Annotated in this window: 14 protein-coding genes; 4 read left to right on the top strand and 10 right to left on the bottom strand. The window is 68.4% G+C overall.

The window, feature by feature from the left end; genetic code table 11:
* Positions 1-51 precede the first annotated feature (51 nt).
* The 5 genes from ACIPEK_RS02395 to rplU all read right to left on the bottom strand — a co-directional run bounded on the left by ACIPEK_RS02395 (position 52) and on the right by rplU (position 6,207).
* Positions 52-2,076, bottom strand: a complete 2,025-nt coding sequence (locus ACIPEK_RS02395) for a hypothetical protein (RefSeq protein WP_401989730.1) — start codon at positions 2,074-2,076, stop codon at positions 52-54.
* Between the two features lie 153 nt (positions 2,077-2,229).
* Positions 2,230-3,729, bottom strand: a complete 1,500-nt coding sequence (locus tag ACIPEK_RS02390; protein ID WP_401989728.1) for a D-ribitol-5-phosphate cytidylyltransferase — start codon at positions 3,727-3,729, stop codon at positions 2,230-2,232.
* Positions 3,730-4,015: 286 nt separating this feature from the next.
* Positions 4,016-5,452 (bottom strand): GTPase ObgE, encoded by a 1,437-nt coding sequence (obgE, locus tag ACIPEK_RS02385; RefSeq protein ID WP_401989726.1) that lies wholly within the window; start codon positions 5,450-5,452, stop codon positions 4,016-4,018.
* A 162-nt stretch (positions 5,453-5,614) separates the two neighbouring features.
* Complete coding sequence (gene rpmA / locus ACIPEK_RS02380) at positions 5,615-5,872, bottom strand: 50S ribosomal protein L27 (RefSeq protein WP_018103204.1); 258 nt, start codon at positions 5,870-5,872, stop codon at positions 5,615-5,617.
* A 14-nt stretch (positions 5,873-5,886) separates the two neighbouring features.
* Positions 5,887-6,207, bottom strand: coding sequence for a 50S ribosomal protein L21 (gene rplU, locus ACIPEK_RS02375; RefSeq protein ID WP_030921216.1), 321 nt, complete (start codon positions 6,205-6,207; stop codon positions 5,887-5,889).
* A gap of 981 nt (positions 6,208-7,188) precedes the next feature.
* Here rplU and ACIPEK_RS02370 point away from each other — a divergent pair.
* The 4 genes from ACIPEK_RS02370 to ACIPEK_RS02355 all read left to right on the top strand — a co-directional run bounded on the left by ACIPEK_RS02370 (position 7,189) and on the right by ACIPEK_RS02355 (position 12,744).
* Complete coding sequence (locus tag ACIPEK_RS02370; RefSeq protein WP_401989724.1) at positions 7,189-7,785, top strand: acyltransferase; 597 nt, start codon at positions 7,189-7,191, stop codon at positions 7,783-7,785.
* 238 nt (positions 7,786-8,023) lie between these two features.
* Positions 8,024-9,127: a non-hydrolyzing UDP-N-acetylglucosamine 2-epimerase gene (gene wecB / locus ACIPEK_RS02365; protein ID WP_401989722.1), complete on the top strand. Its 1,104-nt coding sequence runs from the start codon at positions 8,024-8,026 to the stop codon at positions 9,125-9,127.
* A gap of 111 nt (positions 9,128-9,238) precedes the next feature.
* Positions 9,239-10,615 (top strand): glycosyltransferase, encoded by a 1,377-nt coding sequence (locus tag ACIPEK_RS02360; protein WP_401989807.1) that lies wholly within the window; start codon positions 9,239-9,241, stop codon positions 10,613-10,615.
* Positions 10,612-12,744, top strand: coding sequence for a glycosyltransferase family 1 protein (locus ACIPEK_RS02355; protein ID WP_401989720.1), 2,133 nt, complete (start codon positions 10,612-10,614; stop codon positions 12,742-12,744). The genes ACIPEK_RS02360 and ACIPEK_RS02355 overlap by 4 nt, the downstream gene beginning before the upstream one ends.
* 156 nt (positions 12,745-12,900) lie before the next feature.
* Here ACIPEK_RS02355 and ACIPEK_RS02350 read toward each other — a convergent pair whose 3' ends face one another.
* The 5 genes from ACIPEK_RS02350 to ACIPEK_RS02330 all read right to left on the bottom strand — a co-directional run.
* A complete protein-coding gene (locus ACIPEK_RS02350) occupies positions 12,901-14,184 on the bottom strand; it encodes a nucleotide sugar dehydrogenase (protein WP_401989718.1) in 1,284 nt (427 codons plus the stop codon).
* Positions 14,185-14,186: 2 nt separating this feature from the next.
* Entirely contained in the window at positions 14,187-15,839 is a 1,653-nt protein-coding gene (locus ACIPEK_RS02345) for a glycosyltransferase family 2 protein (protein WP_401989716.1), read from the bottom strand.
* Between the two features lie 66 nt (positions 15,840-15,905).
* Complete coding sequence (locus ACIPEK_RS02340; protein WP_401989714.1) at positions 15,906-16,925, bottom strand: Gfo/Idh/MocA family protein; 1,020 nt, start codon at positions 16,923-16,925, stop codon at positions 15,906-15,908.
* Positions 16,922-18,046: a DegT/DnrJ/EryC1/StrS family aminotransferase gene (locus ACIPEK_RS02335; RefSeq protein WP_401989712.1), complete on the bottom strand. Its 1,125-nt coding sequence runs from the start codon at positions 18,044-18,046 to the stop codon at positions 16,922-16,924. The genes ACIPEK_RS02340 and ACIPEK_RS02335 overlap by 4 nt, the downstream gene beginning before the upstream one ends.
* Before the next feature lie 385 nt (positions 18,047-18,431).
* Positions 18,432-22,002 (bottom strand): Rne/Rng family ribonuclease (locus ACIPEK_RS02330; protein ID WP_401989710.1); only part of this gene is annotated, 3,571 nt, incomplete at its 5' end.

Here is a 22,002-nt window from a genome sequence, read left to right as displayed (position 1 = left end):
TTTCAGGGCTGTGCCGGGCCGCGTGAATCGTGTAAGTGAGCCAGCTGGTTCTCAGCCACTCACAGGTTCGCCGAGGTTTCTCGCCAGACCTGTGTTCCGGGCCTCCGACTTGGCTGCGAGCGCCTTCACGGCCATGTCGAACTGCAGGATCGAGGTGGGCTCGTCCGGGCCGAGGAGGTATGCCTTCAGCTCGCGCCGGCCGGCCGCCAGGGTGTCCGCCGCAGGATCCACCACCGCCGTGAGCAGGGCGTCCAGCTCGGTCGCGGCATTGGACAGGATGACCGCGGCACGGACCGCGGTGTTCTGCCGACGGAACTCGTCCTCGCCGAGCCCCGCCGAATCGGTGACCGCGTACGGCTTGCCGCTCGCGATGAAGTCCGACACCACGCTGGAGATGTCCGAGACCATGGCGTCCGACTCGTTGAAGCAGTCGTACAGCCGCATCCGGGCGCCCGTGACGACCTTGTGCTCCCACCAGCCCAGCGCACGCCAGGAGGCGGCGTTCCACTCGTCCTTGAGCCGCGCGATCTCGGCCTCGCGCGCCGGGTCGGCCAGCGAGTCGCGGGACATCTCGGCCTCGTCCCCGGCGACATGGCCGCCGCTCGACAGCACCTCGAGCCGCGCTTCGATACGGGCCAGCTCGGCCCGTGCCTCGGCCTGCGCCGGCTGGAGCGCGGCCGATTCCTTCGCCCAGCGGGGGTCGGTGGCGCGCTCGACGCCCGCCTTCTCGATCATCGCGGTGATCCGCTGGTGCACGGCCTTGGCCTTGGCGCTGCGGGTGCCCGTGAAGGGGTGCGGCTTGTAGAGCAGCCGGACCGGCTTCTCGGAGTTCAGCAGCCGCTTGACGATGTTCTCGCCGGCCAGCAGCAGCGAGGTGTTGCCCGGGTTGTCGTCCCAGCCTTCCCAGGTGGGGGCGTACAGCACGGTCGGGATCGGGTTCTTCTGCGCACCGGTCCACGACTGGATGGTGGCCAGCTGCGGGCGGCCCACCTCGACGATGTCCTCGTCGCGCACACCGACATCGGCCAGCGCGTAACGGTCCCGGCCGGCCCGGCCCGCGGTCCACACCTCGTCGTAGGCCTTGCTGTACGGGTTGACGCTGGCGAGCTTGTCGCTGTCGCCGTGGCCGATGAAGACGTGCTTCATCGTCGGCACCCGGAGCAGGTGGATGTTCTTGCCGACGTTGGCCGCGTAGAGCGCGACCCGTACCGACGAGAGGTTCAGGTTCATCAGGTGCACACCGCCGGGCACGCAGAGCACCGGCACCGACGTCGTGTTCAGCTGAGAAAGTATCGTGCGCTCGCGCAACAGGATCAGCGGACGCCCGTCGAGCTGCGCCATGGTCTCCAGCCACATGTTGACCTGGTAGGCCGAGTCCTTGGAGCCGGAGAAGTAGAGCGCCACGGTCGGCTTGTACTCGCTCAGCCAGGCGTCGACCGCACCCAGCACCTTGGCGTCGGGCGCCACGAGGCGCTTGGGGCGGATGTACGGGAGGAGCGCCGCCAGGTAGCAGGCCGCGAGAACGAGCGTGGTGGTGAGACCGACGTAGGCGATGCCGTGCCGATCGGTCTCGACCGCGACCAGCACGCCCGCCATCGCGAAGATGTCCAGATGGAGCATCTTCTCCGCGGAGCGGTTCATCAGCAGCGCCCGCGGGGCGTCCGGGATGCGCACCCCGTCCAGGTCGACGTTGCGCGTGACCACCGGGAGCTTGCGGCGGAGCTTGATGAGGGTGACCACGGCGCTCTGCGGTGCCTGGAGCCCGTAGAAGGCCAGCAGGCAGGCGACCGTCACGTAGAACAGCGTCTGCTCTCCGTACCCCATACGGGAGAGCAGCAGGATCAGCAGCAGCTGGCGGACCAGGAAGCGGATCGAGAGCCCCGCGCGGACCGCGGCGAGCCGGTTGACCAGGTAACTGCCACAGTGGTGCAGATACTGGTCGGCGAGATAGGTCACCGCGGCAGCGCCTGCGAAGAACCACAGATTGGGGATTATTGCCGCGAGCATTATGCACGGGAATCCCAGGGCCATGAGAAGGGCGGCGGCCAGCTCCGAACCACTGCCCACTCGAGCCATGCGAATGGCTTTCGAAATCACGAAGTACCGCTCCCGAGGATGCCGACTGATTACCTTGCGGGGAAAATGTGAAGCCCGTGCTTCACGAATTCGGACCCCTGCAGTTCGCACGCGGCGTCCACAGAGGTCCGAATAGTCGATTGTCAAGCAGTATTACACATCGGCCTGTCGGTCGAGGACAGCGGCCAGCGCCTGTTCGAAGCCGGATGCCTCGGAGGCACCTCGGGTCGGGTCCTGCTGCCGTACGTCGATGACATGGCCGGTCATCTCGGAGAGCAGGACGTCGAGGGAGGTCCTGGCGACCGCCTCGGAGGAGAGCAGCGTACCCGCGGGCTCGTCGCCGAACGCCTTGGTGCGCATCGGCGTGGCGGTGCGCTCGGGGTTCACGCAGTTCACCCGCACGCCGTCGCCCGCCCATTCGTCCGAGAGCGCCTGGGTGAGGTTCACCATGGCGGCCTTGGTCGACGAGTAGAGGCTGTACTCGGCACGGCCCCGGGTGTAGCTGCTGGAGGTGTAGAGCAGCAGCTGCCCCTTGGTCTCGGCGAGGTACTTGTACGAAGCGCGGGCGATCTGCACGGGCGCCAGGTAGTTGACGTTCAGCGCTTCCTGGATGGTCGTGTTGTCCGTCTCGGCCAGCTTGCCGATGCGGAGCACGCCCGCGGTGTTGATCACGTAGTCGACGCGGCCGGTGTCCGCGTACGCCTTGGAGAGCGCGTCGTCGATGTGCTCCGGGTTCTCCACATGCGTACCGGTGGTGGAGCGGCCCAAGGCGTAGACGGAGGCGCCGTAGGACTCGGCGAGCGCCGCGATGTCCGCGCCGATGCCGTACGAGCCGCCGAAGACGACGAGGGTCTTGCCGGTGAGCAGCTCACGGTAGGCGGCATCGTCGGTCGGCTGCGGCACGGCCGTGGAGGCCAGCTGGAAGAGCTTGTCCGCGATGAAGACGTCGACCGGCTGGGTGACCTTCATGTTGTACTCGTCGCCCGCGACGACGTAGATCGGCACGTCGGGGAGGTACTTCAGGACGACCGAGCAGTCATCGGTGGCCTGGAAGTTCGGGTCGCCCGCAGCGACCTCGTACGCCCGGCGGATCGTGGAGAGCTTGAAGGCCTGCGGCGTCTGGCCGCGGCGCAGCCGGGAGCGGTCGGGCACGTCGGTGATGAACTCGCCGTCACCGCCGTGGGTGCGGGTCACGATGATCGTGTCCGCGGACGGGATGGCGACATCGACCGCCTGGTAGCGGCCCAGGGCGTCGACGCAGTCCTTGATGACACGCTGCGAGAGCAGGGGGCGCACGGCATCGTGGAAGAGGACGTTGCGGTCCTCTCCCTCGCCCAGGCCCTCGCCGAGGGCCGCGATGGCACGCTCGGTCGTCTCGTTACGGGTGGAGCCGCCCTCGATCACCCTGGTGACCTTGGTGAGTCCGGCCTTGGCGACGATCTTCTCCACGTCGGGCACATAGCCCGGAGCCATCAGCACGATGACGTCGTCGATGGAGTCGGCCTGCTGGAAGATCGACAGCGTGTGCTCGATGACAGCCTTGCCTGCGATCTTCAGCAGTTGCTTGGGAATGGACAGACCCACGCGCTGGCCGGTACCGCCGGCCAGCACGACTGCTGTGGTTCGGGCTTTGGCTATGTGCTGAGCAGACACAGACGACCTACCTTGAGGGCTGGGAGATACAGCGATGGTTGCACTCTCCGTTACCGTCTCGCAAGGCGGACGTCGGCTGCCGCACGCCGTATCGACACCTTCTGGTGCCTTGCGATCAGGGCGAATACCGGAATTGACACTTCCCTGCCGGGTGACCGACGCCACACGACTGAGCGGCATGAATCACCCTTGAGCGGGTTCGGTTACGCCGGTCACGCGGCGCGGAGAACGCGCCCGGGCGCCGGACGGGCTCGCAGAACAAGTCCGCCCGGCGCCGGTCCACGGTCTAGAACGGGTTGAAGTCGTCGAACTCGCGCTGCACCTCGTCGCGTTCGGACTCACGGTCGCGACGGCGCTGCGCCGCCGGGCGCGGCGCTTCGAGACGGTGGTCCTCGCCACGCCGGCCGAGCATCTCCGCACCCGCCGCCATGGTCGGCTCCCAGTCGAAGACGACCGCGTTGTCCTCGGCGCCGATGGCCACGCCGTCGCCCGCACGGGCGCCGGCCTTCAGCAGCTCGTCCTCGACACCGAGACGGTTGAGGCGGTCCGCCAGGTAGCCGACGGCCTCGTCGTTGTTGAAGTCGGTCTGCCGTACCCAGCGCTCCGGCTTCTCGCCGCGCACCCGGTAGATGCCGTCCTCCTCCAGCGTGACGGTGAATCCCGCGTCGTCGACGGCCTTCGGGCGGATGACGATACGGGTCGCCACCTCCACAGGCTTGGCCGCACGCGCCTCGGCGATGACGCCCGCGAGCGCGAAGGAGAGCTCCTTCAGGCCGGTACGGGCGACGGCGGACGCCTCGAAGACGCGGTAGCCGCGCGCCTCCAGGTCCGGGCGGATCATGTCGGCGAGGTCCTGGCCGTCCGGGATGTCGATCTTGTTGAGGACGACGATGCGGGGCCGGTCCTCCAGGCCGCCGTACTGCTTCAGCTCCTCCTCGATCATGTCGAGGTCGGAGACCGGGTCGCGGTCGGACTCCAGCGTCGCGGTGTCCAGTACGTGCACGAGCACCGAGCAGCGCTCCACGTGCCGCAGGAACTCCAGGCCGAGGCCCCGGCCCTGGCTGGCGCCCGGGATCAGGCCCGGGACGTCGGCGATGGTGTAGACGGTGCTGCCCGCGGTGACCACGCCGAGGTTGGGGACGAGGGTCGTGAAGGGGTAGTCGGCGATCTTCGGCTTGGCCGCCGACAGGACGGAGATCAGCGAGGACTTGCCGGCGCTCGGGTAGCCCACCAGCGCGACATCGGCGACGGTCTTGAGCTCCAGGACGATGTCCCGGGCCTCACCGGGCTCGCCGAGCAGCGCGAAGCCGGGGGCCTTGCGCCGGGCGGAGGCCAGCGCGGCGTTGCCGAGGCCGCCGCGGCCGCCCTGGCCGGCGACGAACGTGGTGCCCTGGCCGACCATGTCGGCCAGCACGTTGCCGCTCCTGTCGAGCACGACCGTGCCGTCGGGAACCGGCAGGACGAGGTCCTGGCCGTCCTTGCCGGAGCGGTGGTCGCCCGCACCGGGCTGGCCGTTGGTGGCCTTGCGGTGGGGACTGTGGTGGTAGTCGAGGAGCGTGGTGATGTCCTGGTCGACGACCAGGGTCACATCGCCGCCACGGCCGCCGTTGCCGCCATCCGGGCCGCCGAGCGGCTTGAACTTCTCACGGTGAACGGAGGCACAGCCGTGGCCTCCGTTACCCGCGGCGACATGCAGCTCGACGCGGTCCACGAAGGTGGTCATGGTTGGAACCTCCAGTTACATGCATGCAGAAATGTCTCACTCGTGCTGTCCCCGCATGGGAGAAAGCCGTCTCTCATGGGAGAAACACGCGAAAGGCGGACCCGCTTCCCGTACGGGAAGTGAGGTCCGCCTCCGCAGAAACCGCTCGACGAGCGCCGAAAATCAGCCGGCGATCGGAACGATGTTCACGACCTTGCGGCCACGGTGCGTGCCGAACTCGACCGCACCGGCGGCGAGTGCGAACAGCGTGTCGTCGCCACCACGGCCGACGCCCGTGCCCGGGTGGAAGTGGGTGCCGCGCTGGCGGACCAGGATCTCACCGGCGTTGACGGCCTGACCGCCGAAGCGCTTCACGCCGAGCCGCTGAGCATTGGAATCGCGCCCGTTCCGGGTGGACGATGCGCCCTTCTTGTGTGCCATGTCTCCTCAGTCCCTTACTTCGCAGCCGCGGGGATACCGGTGACCTTGATCGCCGTGTACTGCTGACGGTGACCCTGGCGACGGCGGTAGCCGGTCTTGTTCTTGTAGCGAAGGATGTCGATCTTCGCGCCCTTGTGGTGGTCCACGACCTCGGCCTGGACCTTGATCCCGGCCAGCACCCACGGGTCGCTGGTCACGGCGTCGCCGTCGACCACGAGCAGGGTCGAGAGCTCGACCGTGTCGCCAACCTGGGCAGTGGAAATCTTGTCAACCTCAACGATGTCACCGACAGCAACCTTGTGCTGGCGGCCACCGCTGCGCACGATGGCGTACACGCGGATCTCTCTTTCGCTCGGAACGGGTCCCCTGATGCCAGCCGCCCGCACAGGCCGAAGCCCGCGACGATCCGGAAGGATGAGCGGCCTCTCCCGACGGACGAGTCCACCAGGAGGAATGTGCTCAGGGGTGGGCGCGCATGGAAACACGCCGAGGGTCAAGAGTACGGGGCGGCCCCCGGGCGGTCAAACCGGGCGCTGTCCAGTTGACGGCGGGCTGGAAGAGGGCACTCAAGGGCGCGAAGTCCGCTTCGTGTCCTCGTACGTTCGCGCGATGCCGTCCAAGACCCGGCAAGCTCCCCCGCGGCCCGCCCGGCAGGCTGCGCAACGACGGTGCCGCGGAACGCGGGCGGCGCACCCGGGGACGGTCGCTGCCGTCGACATCCCTACGCGCCCTGCGGCAGCACCAAAGAGGGCGAAGTCTTCCGTGTCGACGTCGACCGATGCGCTCTCGGGCCCGGAACCCCGTAGTGCTCGTTGCGTACGGCGCGCCAGGACCCTCGGCCGGGCCCTGCGGGTTCGAAGGAACTGTCCGCTGACGTTGAGAATCCCCGCCGGCAGTGGCCTGTACCAGCATTGAAGAGGCTGTCTCGCGTGGTGAGTCCGGCGAGCTTCTTGCAGCAGGGAGGGCTGCGACGAGGCCGAGAGAGGCGAGGAGGCGACTGCTCTCGCGACCGACGGCCGCAACGGGGCGTCCAATTACCAGAGCGTGCCCCTTGTGAAGAAGGCGGGCCCTCTCACCAGCGCCGGGCACCGTTATTACCCGTATTGATAAACTCAAGCTCCTTGCGTGCACATGTCAGCCTCTCTGCGCCAGTCACGCGGGCAAGCCGAACGGGTCGCCGCGTCGCCGAGGATCGGCCGGACTGCGGACCCGGCCGGAAGAAGTGGCCTGAACCGGTTCCGTCACCTGCCCAGGTCGCAGCCGCACCGAGAGATCGTATGCTCTGCGGATAAATCCGCTTCCGGAAGGCGCAACGCGTGAACTACAGGGTCCAGCCCACCGCCCAGGTCGACGAGAGCGCCGAGATCGGCGACGGCACCAGCGTCTGGGAGCTCGCTCAGATCCGCGAAGGCGCCCGACTCGGCGAAGCCTGTGTAGTCGGCCGGGGGGCGTATGTGGGTACTGGCGTACAGATCGGTAACAACGTCAAGATCCAGAACTACGCCCTGGTGTACGAGCCCGCCGAACTCGGCGATGGCGTCTTCATCGGTCCGGCCGTGGTGCTGACCAACGACCACAACCCGCGTTCCGTAGACCCGGCCGGCAGGCAGAAGCGTGGTGGCGACTGGGAGGCCGTGGGCGTGTCGATCGCTGCGGGCGCCTCGGTAGGTGCACGTTCCGTTTGTGTGGCACCCGTTCGCATCGGCCAGTGGGCGATGGTCGCCGCCGGTGCCGTCGTCACGAGGGACGTCCCCGATTTCGCTCTGGTGATGGGTGTTCCCGCCCGTCAGGTCGGATGGGTGGGCCACTCCGGCGTGAAGCTTGTCGAGCATGCCGACGAGGCGGGCATGTGGGAGTGCCCGCAGACCGGCAAGGTGTACGTCGAACGGGCCGGCGTCCTGTCCGAGCGCTGAGCTGTACGCGCGCCACGGCATCGGCGAACCAGCCGATCACTCCCGGGAAAATCGTCGGCGCAGTGACCTCTCGGGCGTCGGCCACTTGGCTGTCAGCGCCTCATGGATCCCCCGCTTCGGACGACTTCGCTCTCAGGCTGCCGCACCGCCGCCTGACTCAACTGTGCCACCCAGGCACTTGTTTACCATTACCGAATACACGCCCTGCCTGGGGCCTGACCCAGAAGAAGAGTGCTCCGTGAAAGTCATCAGCATCGTCGGCGCCCGTCCCCAATTGGTGAAACTCGCACCGATCTCGGCCGCCTTCGCAGGTACAGAACACGAGCACGTCATCGTGCACACCGGACAGCACTACGACGCGGATTTGTCCGATGTCTTCTTCGACGGCCTCGGCATCCCCGATCCCGATGTTCACCTGGGGGTCGGCTCCGGCAGCCACGGCACACAGACCGGCTCGGTGCTCTCCGCGCTGGACCCGGTACTCGAGCGCGAGAAGCCCGACTGGGTCCTGGTCTACGGAGACACCAACTCCACCATCGCCGGCGCCCTGTCGGCCGTGAAAATGCACCTTCCGGTTGCTCACCTGGAAGCGGGCCTGCGCTCCTTCAACCGTCGGATGCCGGAAGAACACAACCGGGTACTGACCGACCACTGCGCCGATCTGCTCCTGGCGCCGACCGAGGAGGCCATGCGTCACCTGGCGGCAGAAGGGCTTTCCGCCCGCGCCGAACTGGCGGGCGATGTCATGGTCGACATCTGTCTCCGTATCCGGGACGCGGTCGGCGCGGGTGACCACCCGGCCCCCGTGCTGCCCGAAGGCATCGACCCCGCGAAGCCCTTCCTGCTCGCGACGCTGCACCGGCCGGACAATACGGACGACCCTGTCCGGCTTTCCGCAATCATCGACTCGCTGGCCGCCCTGCCCCTCCCGGTCGCACTGCTTGCTCATCCCCGTCTGATCGCCCGCGCCGAGGCCCATGGCGTCGAATTGCGCCGGGGTGCCGTCCATGTCGGCAGGCCACTTCCGTACGCGGGCCTGATTGCCGCCGTGCTGGCCTCTTCCGGTGTGGTCACAGACTCCGGAGGCCTGCAGAAAGAAGCGTTTCTCCTCAAGCGGATCACCACCACGATCCGCCCCGAGACCGAATGGGTGGAGACCGTGCACACCGGCTGGAACGTCCTGGTTCCGGATCCGCACATCATGGACCCGGCGAGCTGGGCGGCCACCGTCACACGTACCGCACCGACGGATGACCCCGGCGCCCCCTACGGCGACGGACATGCCGCACAGAACGTTGTCCGAATCCTTGAAGAATGGAAAGGGGGCAGCCGGCACGCTTGACATATACAGCGCCATACGTGGCGTTTATGTGTATATGTCACCGTGCTAGCGTCACCGAACATGTCAGTGCCCCCCCGGTCCGCGCTGCCGTCGGCAGGCAAGCGGCCTCACGTGGTCTATCTCGCCATCGGCTTTCCACCTGCGGCAAAGAGTTGCGCCTACCGCATGCGTGAGACCGCCAATCAGTTCGTCAACGCGGGCTGGGACGTCACAGTCGTCACCATCGCCCAGGAGTCGTGGGAACGGGATTCGGGTATCGATCTCACCCTTCTGGAACAGGTCGACCCGCAAGTGAAGGTCGTTGAGCTGCCGCTCGCCCGCGAGGACCTGGAGACGGACATCCGTCTCTTCGACGAGGCCCGAGCCCTCCGGCCCGGGGCGTGGATGAACGATCTGCGCAAGCGTCAGACGGCCGACTTTCCCGAGCCGAACTTCGGTGCGTGGCGTGGCGCGCTGGAACAGGCCGTCCTGGACATCCACCGGGACCACCACGCCGATCTGCTGCTGGCCAGCTGCGTCCCGTACGTGAATCTCGCCGCAGCCTGGAAATTGTGGGAAGAGGCCCGCGTGCCGTATGCGGTCGACTTCCGTGACGGCTGGTCCATCGATGTCATCGAGGGCGTCGAAGCCTTCTCCCGCGACTCGGAACTGGGCCGCTGGGAACAGAAGATCCTCGACAACGCGGTCTCGCTCTGGGTGGTGAACGACCCGATCGCCGAGCACTACCGGACACGTTATCCGGACTTCGCCGACCGCGTTCGCGTCGTACGCAACGGTTATGACGCCGACAGCTCCCCCGGTCGGTCACACAAGGCCGACGCGGACGCCGGTCTCGTCTTCGGCTACCTGGGCACCGTGAACTTCACGGCCCAGCACCTGGAGATCGTGCTCAACGCCTGGCGGGCGGCGCGTGAGCAGGAGCCGCTGATGGCCAACGCCCGTTTCGAGGTGCGGGGGCACATCGGTGCCGGCTCCGGCCGTGAGAGCAACCGCCACGTAGAGATCCTCAAGCAGGCGGAAGTCGACGGTGTCCACTTCGGCGGCCCCGCCGCCAAGGCGGAAGTCGCTTCGATCTACGCCCGCTGGGATGCGATGGTCCTTATCCTGATCGGCGGCCGCTACGTTACGTCCGGCAAGGTGTACGAGTACATGGCCACCGGTCTGCCCATCGTGTCGGCGCACGTCGTCGAGCACGACGCGTCGAACGTTCTCGACGGCCACCCCTTGTGGACCGGCGCCGTCGGCCTCGATGAAGAGGCTCTGACCCAGTCGTTCGTCCGGGCCGCACACATGGCGATCGACACAAGCGAGGCGGTCCACGCGGAAGCGATGACCCACGCAGACCGGTTCACCCGTGAATCACTGATGACCACCGCCGTAAAGGAACTGGTCGATCAGCTGGCCACGGATCAGGCCACACACAACAACCGCGCGGGCACGAATGCCAATGCCCAAACGTCGTTCGTTCCCGGAGGGCCCGCGTCGTGACTGACGTCCTGTTCATTGCCACCAGCAGACCGCAGCTCGGTGTTCTCGCCGATTCCGTGCGCACGTTCCGCGACCGGGGCGCCAACGTGTACCTCGCCGGCACCTTCCGGATGTCGCCGGTCTCGGAACAGCTTTCTCTCGTAGACCTGAATGGCCTGCATCAGCTGCCGCACAACCTTTCTGCGCGCAGCTCCGTCATGCGCCGCAAGGCTGAGCAGTCTCCCGTCGGCATGAGGAAGTGGATACAGTCGCGCCGGGACCGCTGGCTGCGTCACCACGCCCGCAAGGCACACGTACTCGTGGCACTGGATGCCGGTGCTGTCTACACCGTTTGGCGTCTGGCTCAGTACAACACCACGGCAGAGGCGCACTTCGGTATCACTCCGGCGCTCAAAGCCCTGGACAGACTGCAGCAGTCGAGCAACGCCGCCCGCCATAACCGTCTCCCGCCTCTCGGCGCGGTGGCCCGCGACGTACGCCGTTCTCTCGACGCCGCGCCCGCAACCGTGATGCGTGCCGCCACTGCCCGCCCCGTGATGCGCTCCTCCGTCGGCGCCCGGCTGTGGCGCACAGCGACGGCCGCACCGGGTATGTCGGACAGTGTCCGAGCCGCAACCTCCCGCTATGTGGCCGAAGGAATGCAGTGGGCGGGACGTACCAGTGGTGCGGCCATAGCCCTCACCGCTGCGGCCTCCAAGATCCCCGACCCCGCACTCAAGGCGGAACTGTTCCACGAAGGCGTGATGACCGAGATCGACAAGGGCATCAGCCCCCGCGATCTCGGCAAGGCCGTCGACGCACACCTCCTGCACGCCGACGAACAGTACGCAAAGGGCAACCACGAGGTGGCCTCCGAGGTACTGCACCGGGCTCTGGTGCTGCACTTCCACCGGGTCCTGCACATCGACCAGCTGAGCTCGCCGCTCGCCAAGGACGCTCAGAAGTACATTGCACGCCTCCACCGCTCCACCGCGTTCCACGCAGTTTCTCGGCCCCGAGGCAGGAAACAGCCCCCCGCCACCGTGGCGAAGGACCGGCCGCTGCGTCTGCTGGTGACCACCAGTGCCAACGCCAACTTCCTTCACCACATCCTTGCCCACTACGCGGACCATCCTGAGGTCGAGCTCCGGTTCCTGGACCTCGCCGCGCAGAAGTCGCTCAAAAGCATCGCCTGGGCAGGACGGCGGATTCTGGAGGACAGGATGGCCGACGGCACATCCGCCTATCAGGCGGACGTCGAGCGGCTGATGCGCCCTCATCTGGAGTGGGCGGATACCGTGTTCCTCGACTGGTCCGTCGGGCCGGCCTCGATGCTGACCACGATCGATCCCGGTGACACCAGGATCGTGGTGCGGCTGCACAGCTACGAGGCGTTCACCCGCTGGCCCCATATGACCGACTTTTCCAGGGTCGACGACCTCATCTTCGTCGCCCCTCATGTCAAGGACCTGGTGACCTCTCTCGTCCCGCACCTGAGCAGCGACAGCGCACCGCGCATGCACGTCCTGGACAACGCCATGGAACTCTCGGGTTTCGTCCGCCCGAAGTCGGCCGACGCCCGGTTCAACCTCGGCCTGATCGGTATCAGTCAGGTGGCGAAGGATCCGCTGTGGGCTGTCGACGTGCTGAAGCGCGTACGCGAGCACGACGAGCGTTACCGACTGCTGTTGGTCGGCCACGAAATGGACCCCAAGACGAGCAAGGCCACCAAGGAATACCTGACGCTACTGAAGCGGGAGTTGAAGCCGCTCGTGGAGGCCGGTGCGGTGGTGCAGCTCGGTCCGACCGACGACGTACCTGCCGCCCTGACGGAGATCGGAGTCATCCTCAGCTCTTCGGTGCGCGAGGGGTGCCATGTGGGCCTGATGGAAGGCGCGGCCAGCGCCGCGGTACCGGTGGCCCGCGACTGGCCCTTCTACGCCGGGCGAGCCAACAGCGCACGCTCCCTGTACCCCGAAGGGTGGGTCGTCGCCTCCCCCAAGGAAGCCGCAGAGCGGATTCTGGAGACCACAGCGACAGAGGAAGCCTGGCAGCGTGCCGGGCAGCTGGCCTCTGAGCACGCGGTATCGACCTGGGACTGGCCCGTCGTACGGAACCACTTCGACGACGTGTTCCTCAGCAGAGACTGAGCCGAGGGTTTACCGGACGAAAGGCCGTGCCCCCGTTGCGGGGGCACGGCCTTTCGTCCGGTGAACAGGAGCTGTCAGACGCGCGCCTCAGGGTGGCGCAAACACCATCCGGCCCAGGCCGCCCGCGCGCCCCCTGTGATCAACCAGGTCATCGGTTCAGCCACCGATGACCACCCGCCGCACGCCCTCCCAGCGGGCCGGGTCCGTCGTACGGCGGCCGTCGACCAGGACGCGGACGTCCGGGAGGTCGGTGGCGGCCAGTTCGCGGTATTCGGCGTGGTCGGCCTGGAGGATCGCGGCGGTGACGGTCTGGCCCTCGTGCGGGACGAGGCCGTGCGCGGTCAGCTCCTCGGCCGTGTACATCGGGTCCGAGACGAACGGCACCGCACCGCGCGCCTTGAGCGCCTCGACGGTCGGGAAGACGCCGGAGAAGGCCGTCTCCTTCACTCCGCCGCGGTAGGCCGCGCCCAGCACCAGCACACCGACCCCGTCCAGGTCGCCGTAGGCGGCGGCGAGCAGATCGACCGCGTACTCGGGCATGGCCGCGTTGGCCTCACGCGCCGAACGCACCACGGTCGCCGAGGGGTCGTTCCAGAGGTACATCCGCGGGTAGATCGGGATGCAGTGGCCGCCGACGGCGATGCCCGGCTGGTGGATGTGGCTGTACGGCTGGGAGTTGCAGGCCTCGATGACCTTGAGGACGTCGATGTTCTGCTGGTCGGCGAAGCGGGCGAACTGGTTCGCCAGACCGATGTTGACATCGCGGTAGGTCGTCTCGGCGAGCTTGGCCAGCTCGGACGCTTCCGAAGTGCCCAGGTCCCAGACGCCGTTGGGGCGAGGCAGGTCCGTACGGTCGTCGAAGTCCAGGACCGACTCGTAGAACGACACACCGTGCGCGGTCGATGCCTCGTCGATCCCGCCGACCAGCTTCGGGTAGCGGCGCAGGTCCGCGAAGACCCGGCCGGTGAGCACCCGCTCCGGGGAGAACGCCAGGTGGAAGTCTTCCCCGGCCTTGAGGCCGGAGCCCTCTTCGAGCATCGGCGCCCAGCGGGTACGGGTGGTGCCGACCGGCAGCGTGGTCTCGTAGCTGACGAGGGTGCCGGGCTTGAGACCGGCGGCGATCGCCTTGGTCGCGGAGTCCATCCAGCCGAAGTCCGGCGTGCCTTCCGCGTCCACGAAGAGGGGTACGACGACCACGACGGCCTCGGACTGCGCGACGGCGGCCGTGGTGTCGGTGGTCGCGGTCAGCAGGCCCGCCTCGACGGTCTCCTTGAGCTTGATGTCGAGGTCGTGCTCACCGGGGAACGGCTCGATGCCGGCGTTGACCAGTTCGACGACCTTCTCGTTGACGTCGGCGCCGATCACCCGGTGGCCCTTGGCGGCGAACTGCACGGCGAGCGGCAGACCGATCTTGCCCAGGGCGACTACACAGATGTTCATGGTTACTTCCTCTTGGAGCGCGTGGCGCCGGTCAACAGGGATCGCAGTCGCGAGCCCAGCGGTTTCTTGGGCGGATGGAGCGGACCGGTGCCGATCACCATGCGCCCCTTGCTGTTGAGACGCGCCGCGGCACGGTACGGGTCCGCCTCGCCGTGCCATCTGCGGGCCAGTGGCATGGGCTGTCCGTCACCACGCACCGGAATCTCGTACGTCGCTCCGGCCACGTCCACGAAGACCCGCACCCCGTGCTTGACCTTGCGGGGCGCGAGCGGGATCCGGGCCCGCACGACGGTGGCGTTCCCGTCGGACGACAGTTCTCGGGTGAACTCCCCCTGAGCCGGGGGCAGATCGTGCCCGTCCGGCAGTCGGCGGGCGCGTGCCTTGTCGGCGCTCTTGGGCATGGCGCCCTCGACGAGACGGACGACCGCGGAGCCGGTGTCGCCGACGACACCGATCCGTACCGTCAGGGCGAGCGCCAGCTCCTCGCCGGTCTGCACCCACTCCGACTCGATCAACCGGGTCTTGTTGGCCAGGCGTCCGGGGACGATCTCCCCGACCAGTTCGAAACAGCGGTCGGGGAGTTCCAGCCCCGCGTCGCGGAACCCGGGGTAGCGGGCGAAGGCCCGGCCGTCCTCCAGGTGGAAGGGCGGCGCACCGTGCTCGGCCTCTTCGCTGATCGCGCGGCAGAGTTCGTCGACGGCGCCGCGCTGCGCGAGCCGGAGCCTCGCCCGCAGCTTGACCGGGAGCGAATCGCTGAGCGGGTCCGTCAGATAGGAGTCGGCGAGCCGAGTGATACCGGCGCAGATCTCACGCTTCGTCTCGTTGTCGAGGTCCACGAAGTCGTCCTGGATGAGCTTGGAGAGCTCCCAGGTGAAATGGCGCTTGAAGACGGCGTCCCGGTTCGGCCCGGCCTCGATCAGCCCGGCCGCATGGTCCATGATCACGGCGGTACAGCGCAGCCGTGCCAGATGGTTGGCACGGTAGGTGATGTTGCTGGCGTCCCCGCGCTTCACGGCGTAGTAGCAGGTGTAGTCGGCCACCACGGATATCTTGCGGGCGTGGACGCACGCCTCGATGGTGAAGGGCTGGTCGCTGCCGACCGGCACGTCCTCGGGGAAGCGCAGTTGGTACTTCTCCACGAGGTCGCGGCGGAAGAGCTTGGTGTTGGCCAGCGCGAACGGCAGCTCGGGCCCGTAGAGGCTGACATCGGGGTCATTGGCCTTGTAGAGCGACTGCCGCACGTAACGGCCGTTGGTACCGACCATCTTGCCGACGACGACATCGGAACCGTGGGTGTCGGCGCACTTCACCATCCGCTCCAGCGCCTCCTCACCGAGGTAGTCGTCGGAGCCTATGAAATAGACGTACCTGCCGGTGGCCAGCTCCAGTGCCCGGTTGCTCGGCATCGCCGGGCCACCGGAGTTGGGTTGGTGAAGGACCTTGACCGTGCCTGGGTAGCGCTCGGCGAAGCGGTCGATTTCCGCGCCGCTGTCATCCGTCGAACCGTCGTCGACCGCCACGATCTCCAGCCGGTCGAGACCGATGGACTGCCCGACCAGAGAGTTCAGGCACTCGGTCAGGTAGGGCATGGTGTTGTACACGGCCACGACGACCGTGACGTCAGGAACAGCGAGGGCATCGGGTCTGCCGGTCACACGGTCACCTCAGTGGCTCTCTCGACGGATGTGCGCGTACTTCCGGGAAACAGCCTCGCACTGCTCTCAGGTTCCATGTGCGGCCGGCTCCCCCGCGAAGGTCGTGACGGTGCGCCCTGTCTTCGCCGATTCCAGTACCGCTGCGGCCACCTCCACGGTGCGGAGCCCTTCCCGCAGTGTGCAGATGTCATTCGATGTGCCGCACACGGCGTCCCGGAAGAGCTCGTGCTCGACCAGCAGCGGCTCGCGCTTCGGGATCGCGTACCGGATCATGTCGCCCTCGGAGACACCGCGGAAGGCCTGGAGCGCCTCCCACTCGGTGGCCACGGCGGCGTTCGAGTGGAAGGTGAGGTCGGCGGTGAGGGTGTCGGCGATGAAGGTGCCGCGCTCGCCGGTGACGGAGGTGAAACGCTCCTTCAGCGGGCTCAGCCAGTTGACCAGGTGGTTGACCATGGTGCCGTCGGAGAGCTGGCCGACAGCGGAGACCATGTCCTCGTGCGGGCGACCGGACTTCGACACGGTGTGGGCGGAGATCGAGGTGTAGGTCTGACCGGTCACCCAGCCGGTCAGGTCGATGTCGTGGGTGGCGAGGTCCTTGACCACGCCGACATCGGCGATGCGGTGCGGGAACGGGCCCTGTCGGCGGGTGACGACCTGGAAGACCTCGCCCAGCTCCCCCGCCTCCAGGCGGGAGCGCATCGACCGCAGCGCCGGGTTGCAGCGCTCGATGTGGCCGACGCCCGCCACCAGGCCGCGCGACTCGAAGGCGTCGACCAGCCGTCGGGCGCCTTCCACGGTGTCGGCGACCGGCTTCTCGACCAGCGCGCAGACACCGGCGTCGGCAAGCTGAAGGCCGACTTCCTCGTGCAGCGCGGTGGGGCATGCCACGACCGCGTAGTCGACACCGAGGTCGATCAATTCGTCGACCGTGGACAGCACGGGGGCGCCCTGCGCCCAGCCGTTCTTGTCCCCCATCGGGTCGACGACGCCGACCAGTTGTACGCCTTCCAGGCCGGCCAGCACACGGGCGTGGTGGCGCCCCATCGAGCCGAGGCCTATCAGTCCGGCTCTCAGTCCTGCGGTCACTGCATGTCTCCCAACGAGTTCACGGCGCCGACGATGCGGTCCAGGTCCTCCGGCGACAGCGAAGGATGCACGGGCAGCGAGACGACCTCGGCGGCGGCACGCTCGGTCTCCGGCAGATCCCAGATCCGGCCCGCCTTCTGGTCGGGCTCCCAGTACGGCTTCAGCCGGTGGATCGGAGTCGGGTAGTACACGGCGTTGCCGATGCCCGCCTCGCTCAGCCTGGCCATGGCGGCGTCACGGTCACCCTGCACCCGAATGGTGTACTGGTGGTAAACGTGGCGTGCACCGTCGGCGACGGGCGGGACGGTGACGTTGGGCGCGGTGATGTGCTGGTCGAGATACGCGGCGTTGGCGCGCCGCTGCTCGGTCCAGCCGAGCACCTTCCCGAGCTGTACGCGCCCGACGGCGGCGGACACGTCCGTCATGCGCATGTTGGCGCCGACGATCTCATTGGCGTACCGCTGCTCCATGCCCTGGTTGCGCAGCAGCCTGAGGATGCGCGCAACCTCGGCGTCGGCGGTGGTGACCATGCCCCCTTCGAGGGAGTGCATGTTCTTGGTGGGGTAGAAGCTGAAGGTGCCGCCGGAACCGAAGGCGCCGACCGGCGTGCCGTCCAGTGCGGCGGTGTGCGCCTGGCAGGCGTCCTCGACGACCGCGAGGCCATGCTTCCGCGCGATCGGCATCAGCGCGTCCATCGCGGCCGGGTGGCCGTACAGATGGACGGGCATGATCGCGGCAGTGCGGGGTGTGATGGCGGCCTCGACCGCAGCCGGGTCCAGACCGAAGCTGCCCGGCTCGATGTCCGCGAAGACCACGTCGGCACCGGCCAGGCGGACCGCGTTGGCGGAGGCCGCGAAGGAGAACGAGGGGACTATGACCTCGTCGCCGGGGCCTATCCCCAGGGCGAGCAGCAGGAGATGGAGGGCCGAGGTGCCCGAGTTGACCGCGACGCAGTGACGTCCGTCGACCAGCTCCGAGAAGCCCTCCTCGAAGGCCGCGACCTCCGGGCCCTGAACGACACGACCGCTGCGCAGTACGCGCACCACGGCCTCGATCTCTTCCTCACCGATCACCGGCCGGGCAGCAGGGATCGCTTCCCTGTAGTCGCTCGACATGGACATCCTCCTTGAACACCGCAAGAGCTGTGAGCGGCGATGGCTCCAAGGCATGCGAATGTCGGATGAGGCTCCGCCGCCCCGGCGCATGGCCGATTCTGTACCAATACATTGCGCGCAAATCGCCCTTTTGCCCCGGGGGCGATGCACCCGGGACATAAAGGCTGCTTTGTCCTACCTGAAGCGGGCCGACGCGCCGGTCAGCATTCTCGGGAATCGCACATCCGACGGCAGCCGCGTCACATTATCAGGGTTTTCACAGGGGGTTTCGTGGAGGTTGCGACCAAAGAGATGCGGCCCACATGCTCCGCGTCTGCCTACCGCATGCGAAGGAGGTGCGGGCTCCCTGAAGGGAACCCGCACCTCCTTCGCATTGCCGTCCGACCGCTGGTCAGCTCTCGGTGCCGACCGAGACGGAAGGCTTCGGCGACTGCTCCGCGGCGACCGTCTTCTTCGCCGCCGCCTTCTTGGCCGTCGTCTTCTTCGCGGCGGTCTTCTTGGCAGCCGTCTTCTTGGTGGCTGCCTTCTTGGCCGTGGCCTTCTTCGCGGTCTTGCGCGCCGTCTTCTTCGCCGGGGCCTCCGCTTCCGCGGCTTCGGCGGTCTCGCCGTCGGGCTTCGGCTCGATGGAACCGGTCACCACGACGACCTCTGCCGCATCCGCACCTGCGGGCGAGCCCGCGGGGGCGGTGACCTTGCGGGTCACCCGGCGACGGGCACGCGGCGGGGCGGCCTCGGGGGCCACCTCCTCGGGTGCGGCCTCGGGCTGCGGGGCCTCGGTGACAACCGGGGCCTCGACGACCGGGGCCGCCACCGATACCAGTTCCTCGACCTGCTCGGCCGGGGCCGGCGAGCCCGCCGGGGCGGTCGCCTTCCGGGTCGCCCGACGGCGCGTACGGCCCTGAGGGGCCTCGGCGACCACCGGGGTCTCGGCGGCCGGCTCGGGCTCCACGACCGGCTCGGGCTCCGCGACCACGACCACGGCCGGCTCCGGCTCGACCACCGGAGCGGGCGCTGCTGCGGCCTTCGGGGCGCCGGCCGCGGCCGTTGCCTTACGGGTCGCACGGCGCCGGCCGCGGCCTCGTGAGGCGGCTGCCTCGGCCTCGGCCGGGCTGCTGTACAGCTCCTCGTCCGGGACGAACTCCGGCTCGGGCAGCGCGACCGGGGCGGCCACCTCGGCAGCCACCTCGGCCTCGGTCTCGATCTCGATCTCCGCCGCGTGCTCGTGATCCACGCCGCCCCGGCCGCGCTTCTTGGGACGCTTGCCGTTGCCGCCGCCACCGACCGAGGTCGGCTGTTCCATGTGCACGATCACGCCACGCCCGTTGCAGTGGACACAGGTCTCGGAGAAGGACTCCAGCAGGCCCTGGCCCACCCGCTTACGGGTCATCTGGACCAGGCCCAGCGAGGTGACCTCGGCGACCTGGTGCTTCGTACGGTCGCGTCCCAGGCACTCCAGCAGGCGCCGCAGCACCAGATCCCGGTTGGACTCCAGCACCATGTCGATGAAGTCGACGACGACGATGCCACCGAGGTCGCGCAGCCGCAGCTGGCGCACAATCTCCTCGGCCGCCTCCAGGTTGTTCTTGGTGACGGTCTCTTCGAGGTTGCCGCCCTGACCGGTGAACTTGCCGGTGTTGACGTCGACGACGACCATGGCCTCGGTCTTGTCGATCACCAGCGAACCGCCGCTCGGCAGATAGACCTTCCGGTCCAGCGCCTTCATCAGCTGTTCGTCGATCCGGTACGTCGCGAAGATGTCGACCTCGGAGGTCCATCGCGACAGACGGTCCGTCAGGTCGGGCGCCACGTGCGAGACGTAGCCGTGGATGGTCTCCCACGCGTCGTCGCCGCTGACGATGACCTTGGAGAAGTCCTCGTTGAAGATGTCGCGGACGACCCGGACAGTCATGTCCGGCTCGCCGTAGAGCAGCGTCGGCGCGTTGGAACTGCCGGTGCTCTTGGACTTCTTCTGGATGTCCTCCCACTGCTGCTGCAGCCGCTCGACGTCGCGACGCAGCTCGTCCTCGCTCGCGCCCTCCGCCGCGGTGCGGACGATGACGCCCGCGTCCTCGGGAACGATCTTCTTGAGGATGGTCTTCAGCCGGGCCCGCTCGGTGTCGGGCAGCTTGCGGCTGATACCGGTCATCGAGCCCTCGGGCACGTAGACCAGGTAGCGGCCGGGCAGCGAGACCTGGCTGGTCAGGCGGGCACCCTTGTGGCCGATCGGGTCCTTGGTCACCTGAACCAGGACGGACTGACCGGACTTGAGCGCGGTCTCGATACGGCGCGGCCCGTGGGCCATGCCGAGTGCCTCGAAGTTCACCTCACCGGCGTACAGGACGGCGTTGCGGCCCTTGCCGATGTCGACAAAGGCGGCCTCCATGGACGGCAGTACGTTCTGCACCTTGCCCAGGTAGACGTTGCCGACGTAGCTGGTGGCCTGCTCCTTGTTGACGTAGTGCTCGACGAGCACGTTGTCCTCGAGGACGCCGATCTGGGTGCGCTCGCCGTTCTGGCGGACGACCATCACGCGCTCGACTGCCTCGCGGCGCGCCAGGAACTCGGCCTCGGTGATGATCGGGACGCGACGGCGACCCTGCTCACGGCCCTCGCGGCGGCGCTGCTTCTTCGCCTCCATACGGGTCGAGCCCTTGATGGACTGGACCTCGTCGAAGCCGGTGCCGGGCTCCCGCTCTTCCTTCTTGCGGGGCTCGCGGACCTTGACGACCGTACGCTCCGGGTCGTCCGTGCCGTTGTCGGCGTCGGACGGGATGTCACCGCTGCGACGGCGACGACGGCGGCGACGACGGCTGCTGCTGCTGGATCCGGCGGAGGACGCCTCGTGGTCCTCGTCCTCCTCAGCCTCTTCGGACTCCTGAGCGCGCTCCTGGTCCTCCTCGGCGTGCTCGGCGGCGGCCTCTTCGCCGAGCTGCTCCGCGGCCTCGTCACCTTCGATGGCCTCGCCACGACGGCGGCGACGCCCTCCGCGACGGCGACGGCGCGAAGGCCGGTCCCCGTACTCGTCCGTCTCCTCGCCCTCGTGCTCGGCCTCGGCCTCACCTTCCGGCTCGGGCTCCTCCTCGGCGTGCTCCTCCACCTCGACAGCGGCGGCCGGCTCGGGCTCGGCGGCCTCACCGCGACGGCGGCGACGGCGACGCGGACCCGCCTGCGGCGCGGCCTCGGCGGCCGGGGCCTCGGTGGTGGCGGTCGGCTCCTCGACCGTCTCGGTCTCTTCCTCGACCTCTTCGTGACGCGAAGCGGCAGCGGCGGCGGCCGCGGTCTCCGGGGTCTGGAACATCGGCTCGGCGAAGACCGGAGCCTGGAACACGGCCACGGCGGGGCGCGTCGCGCGACGGCTCTCGCGTACGGGCTCCTCGACCTTGCCGGTGAACTCGGGCCGGCCCGCGGCGGCGGTGGCCCGGCGGCGCTGACGGCCGCGCGGTGCGGCGTCCTCGACCTCGGCGGGCTCGGCGGCCGGCTCCTCGACAGCGGCCTCGGGCAGGCTCTCGCCGGCCTCGGCCGGAGCCTCGGTGACCTTCGGCGCACCCGCCGGAGCGGTCGCCTTGCGCACAGCACGGCGGCGTCCGCGCGGGGCCTCGGCGGCCTCGGTGACGGCTTCTTCCGCTACTGCTTCTGCGGGTGCGGCGGCCTCGGCCGGGGCCTCGGTGGGCTGCGGTGCACCGGCCGGAGCCGATGCCCTGCGCCGGGTGCGGCCGCGCGGCGCGGCGGCCTCGGGCTCGGCGGCTGCGGCGGTCTCGGGCTCGGCACTCGCCACGGGCGTTGCTTCCTCGACGATCTCGACGGCCTCGGCGGCCTGCGGCGCACCCGCCGGGGCGGTCGCCTTGCGCACCGCACGACGGCGCGTGCGCGCGGGCGGCGCCTCCACGACCTCGGCCTCAGGCTCGGCCACGGGCTCGGCAGCGGTCTCGGTGGCCTCTGCGGCCTGCGGTGCACCCGCCGGG

Origin of the sequence: Streptomyces sp. NPDC088246 (assembly GCF_044741025.1) — a bacterium.
GTDB lineage: Bacteria > Actinomycetota > Actinomycetes > Streptomycetales > Streptomycetaceae > Streptomyces.
Note: the sequence above shows the minus strand (reverse complement) of the source record. Positions and strands in the feature narration are given on the sequence as shown.

Coding starts and splice junctions, on each gene's coding strand:
- ACIPEK_RS02395 (WP_401989730.1), bottom strand. CDS start 2,076: ATGGCTCGAGTGGGCAGTGGTTCGGAGCTGGCCGCCGCCCTTCTCATG.
- obgE (WP_401989726.1), bottom strand. CDS start 5,452: ATGACCACCTTCGTGGACCGCGTCGAGCTGCATGTCGCCGCGGGTAAC.
- rpmA (WP_018103204.1), bottom strand. CDS start 5,872: ATGGCACACAAGAAGGGCGCATCGTCCACCCGGAACGGGCGCGATTCC.
- ACIPEK_RS02350 (WP_401989718.1), bottom strand. CDS start 14,184: ATGAACATCTGTGTAGTCGCCCTGGGCAAGATCGGTCTGCCGCTCGCC.
- ACIPEK_RS02335 (WP_401989712.1), bottom strand. CDS start 18,046: ATGTCCATGTCGAGCGACTACAGGGAAGCGATCCCTGCTGCCCGGCCG.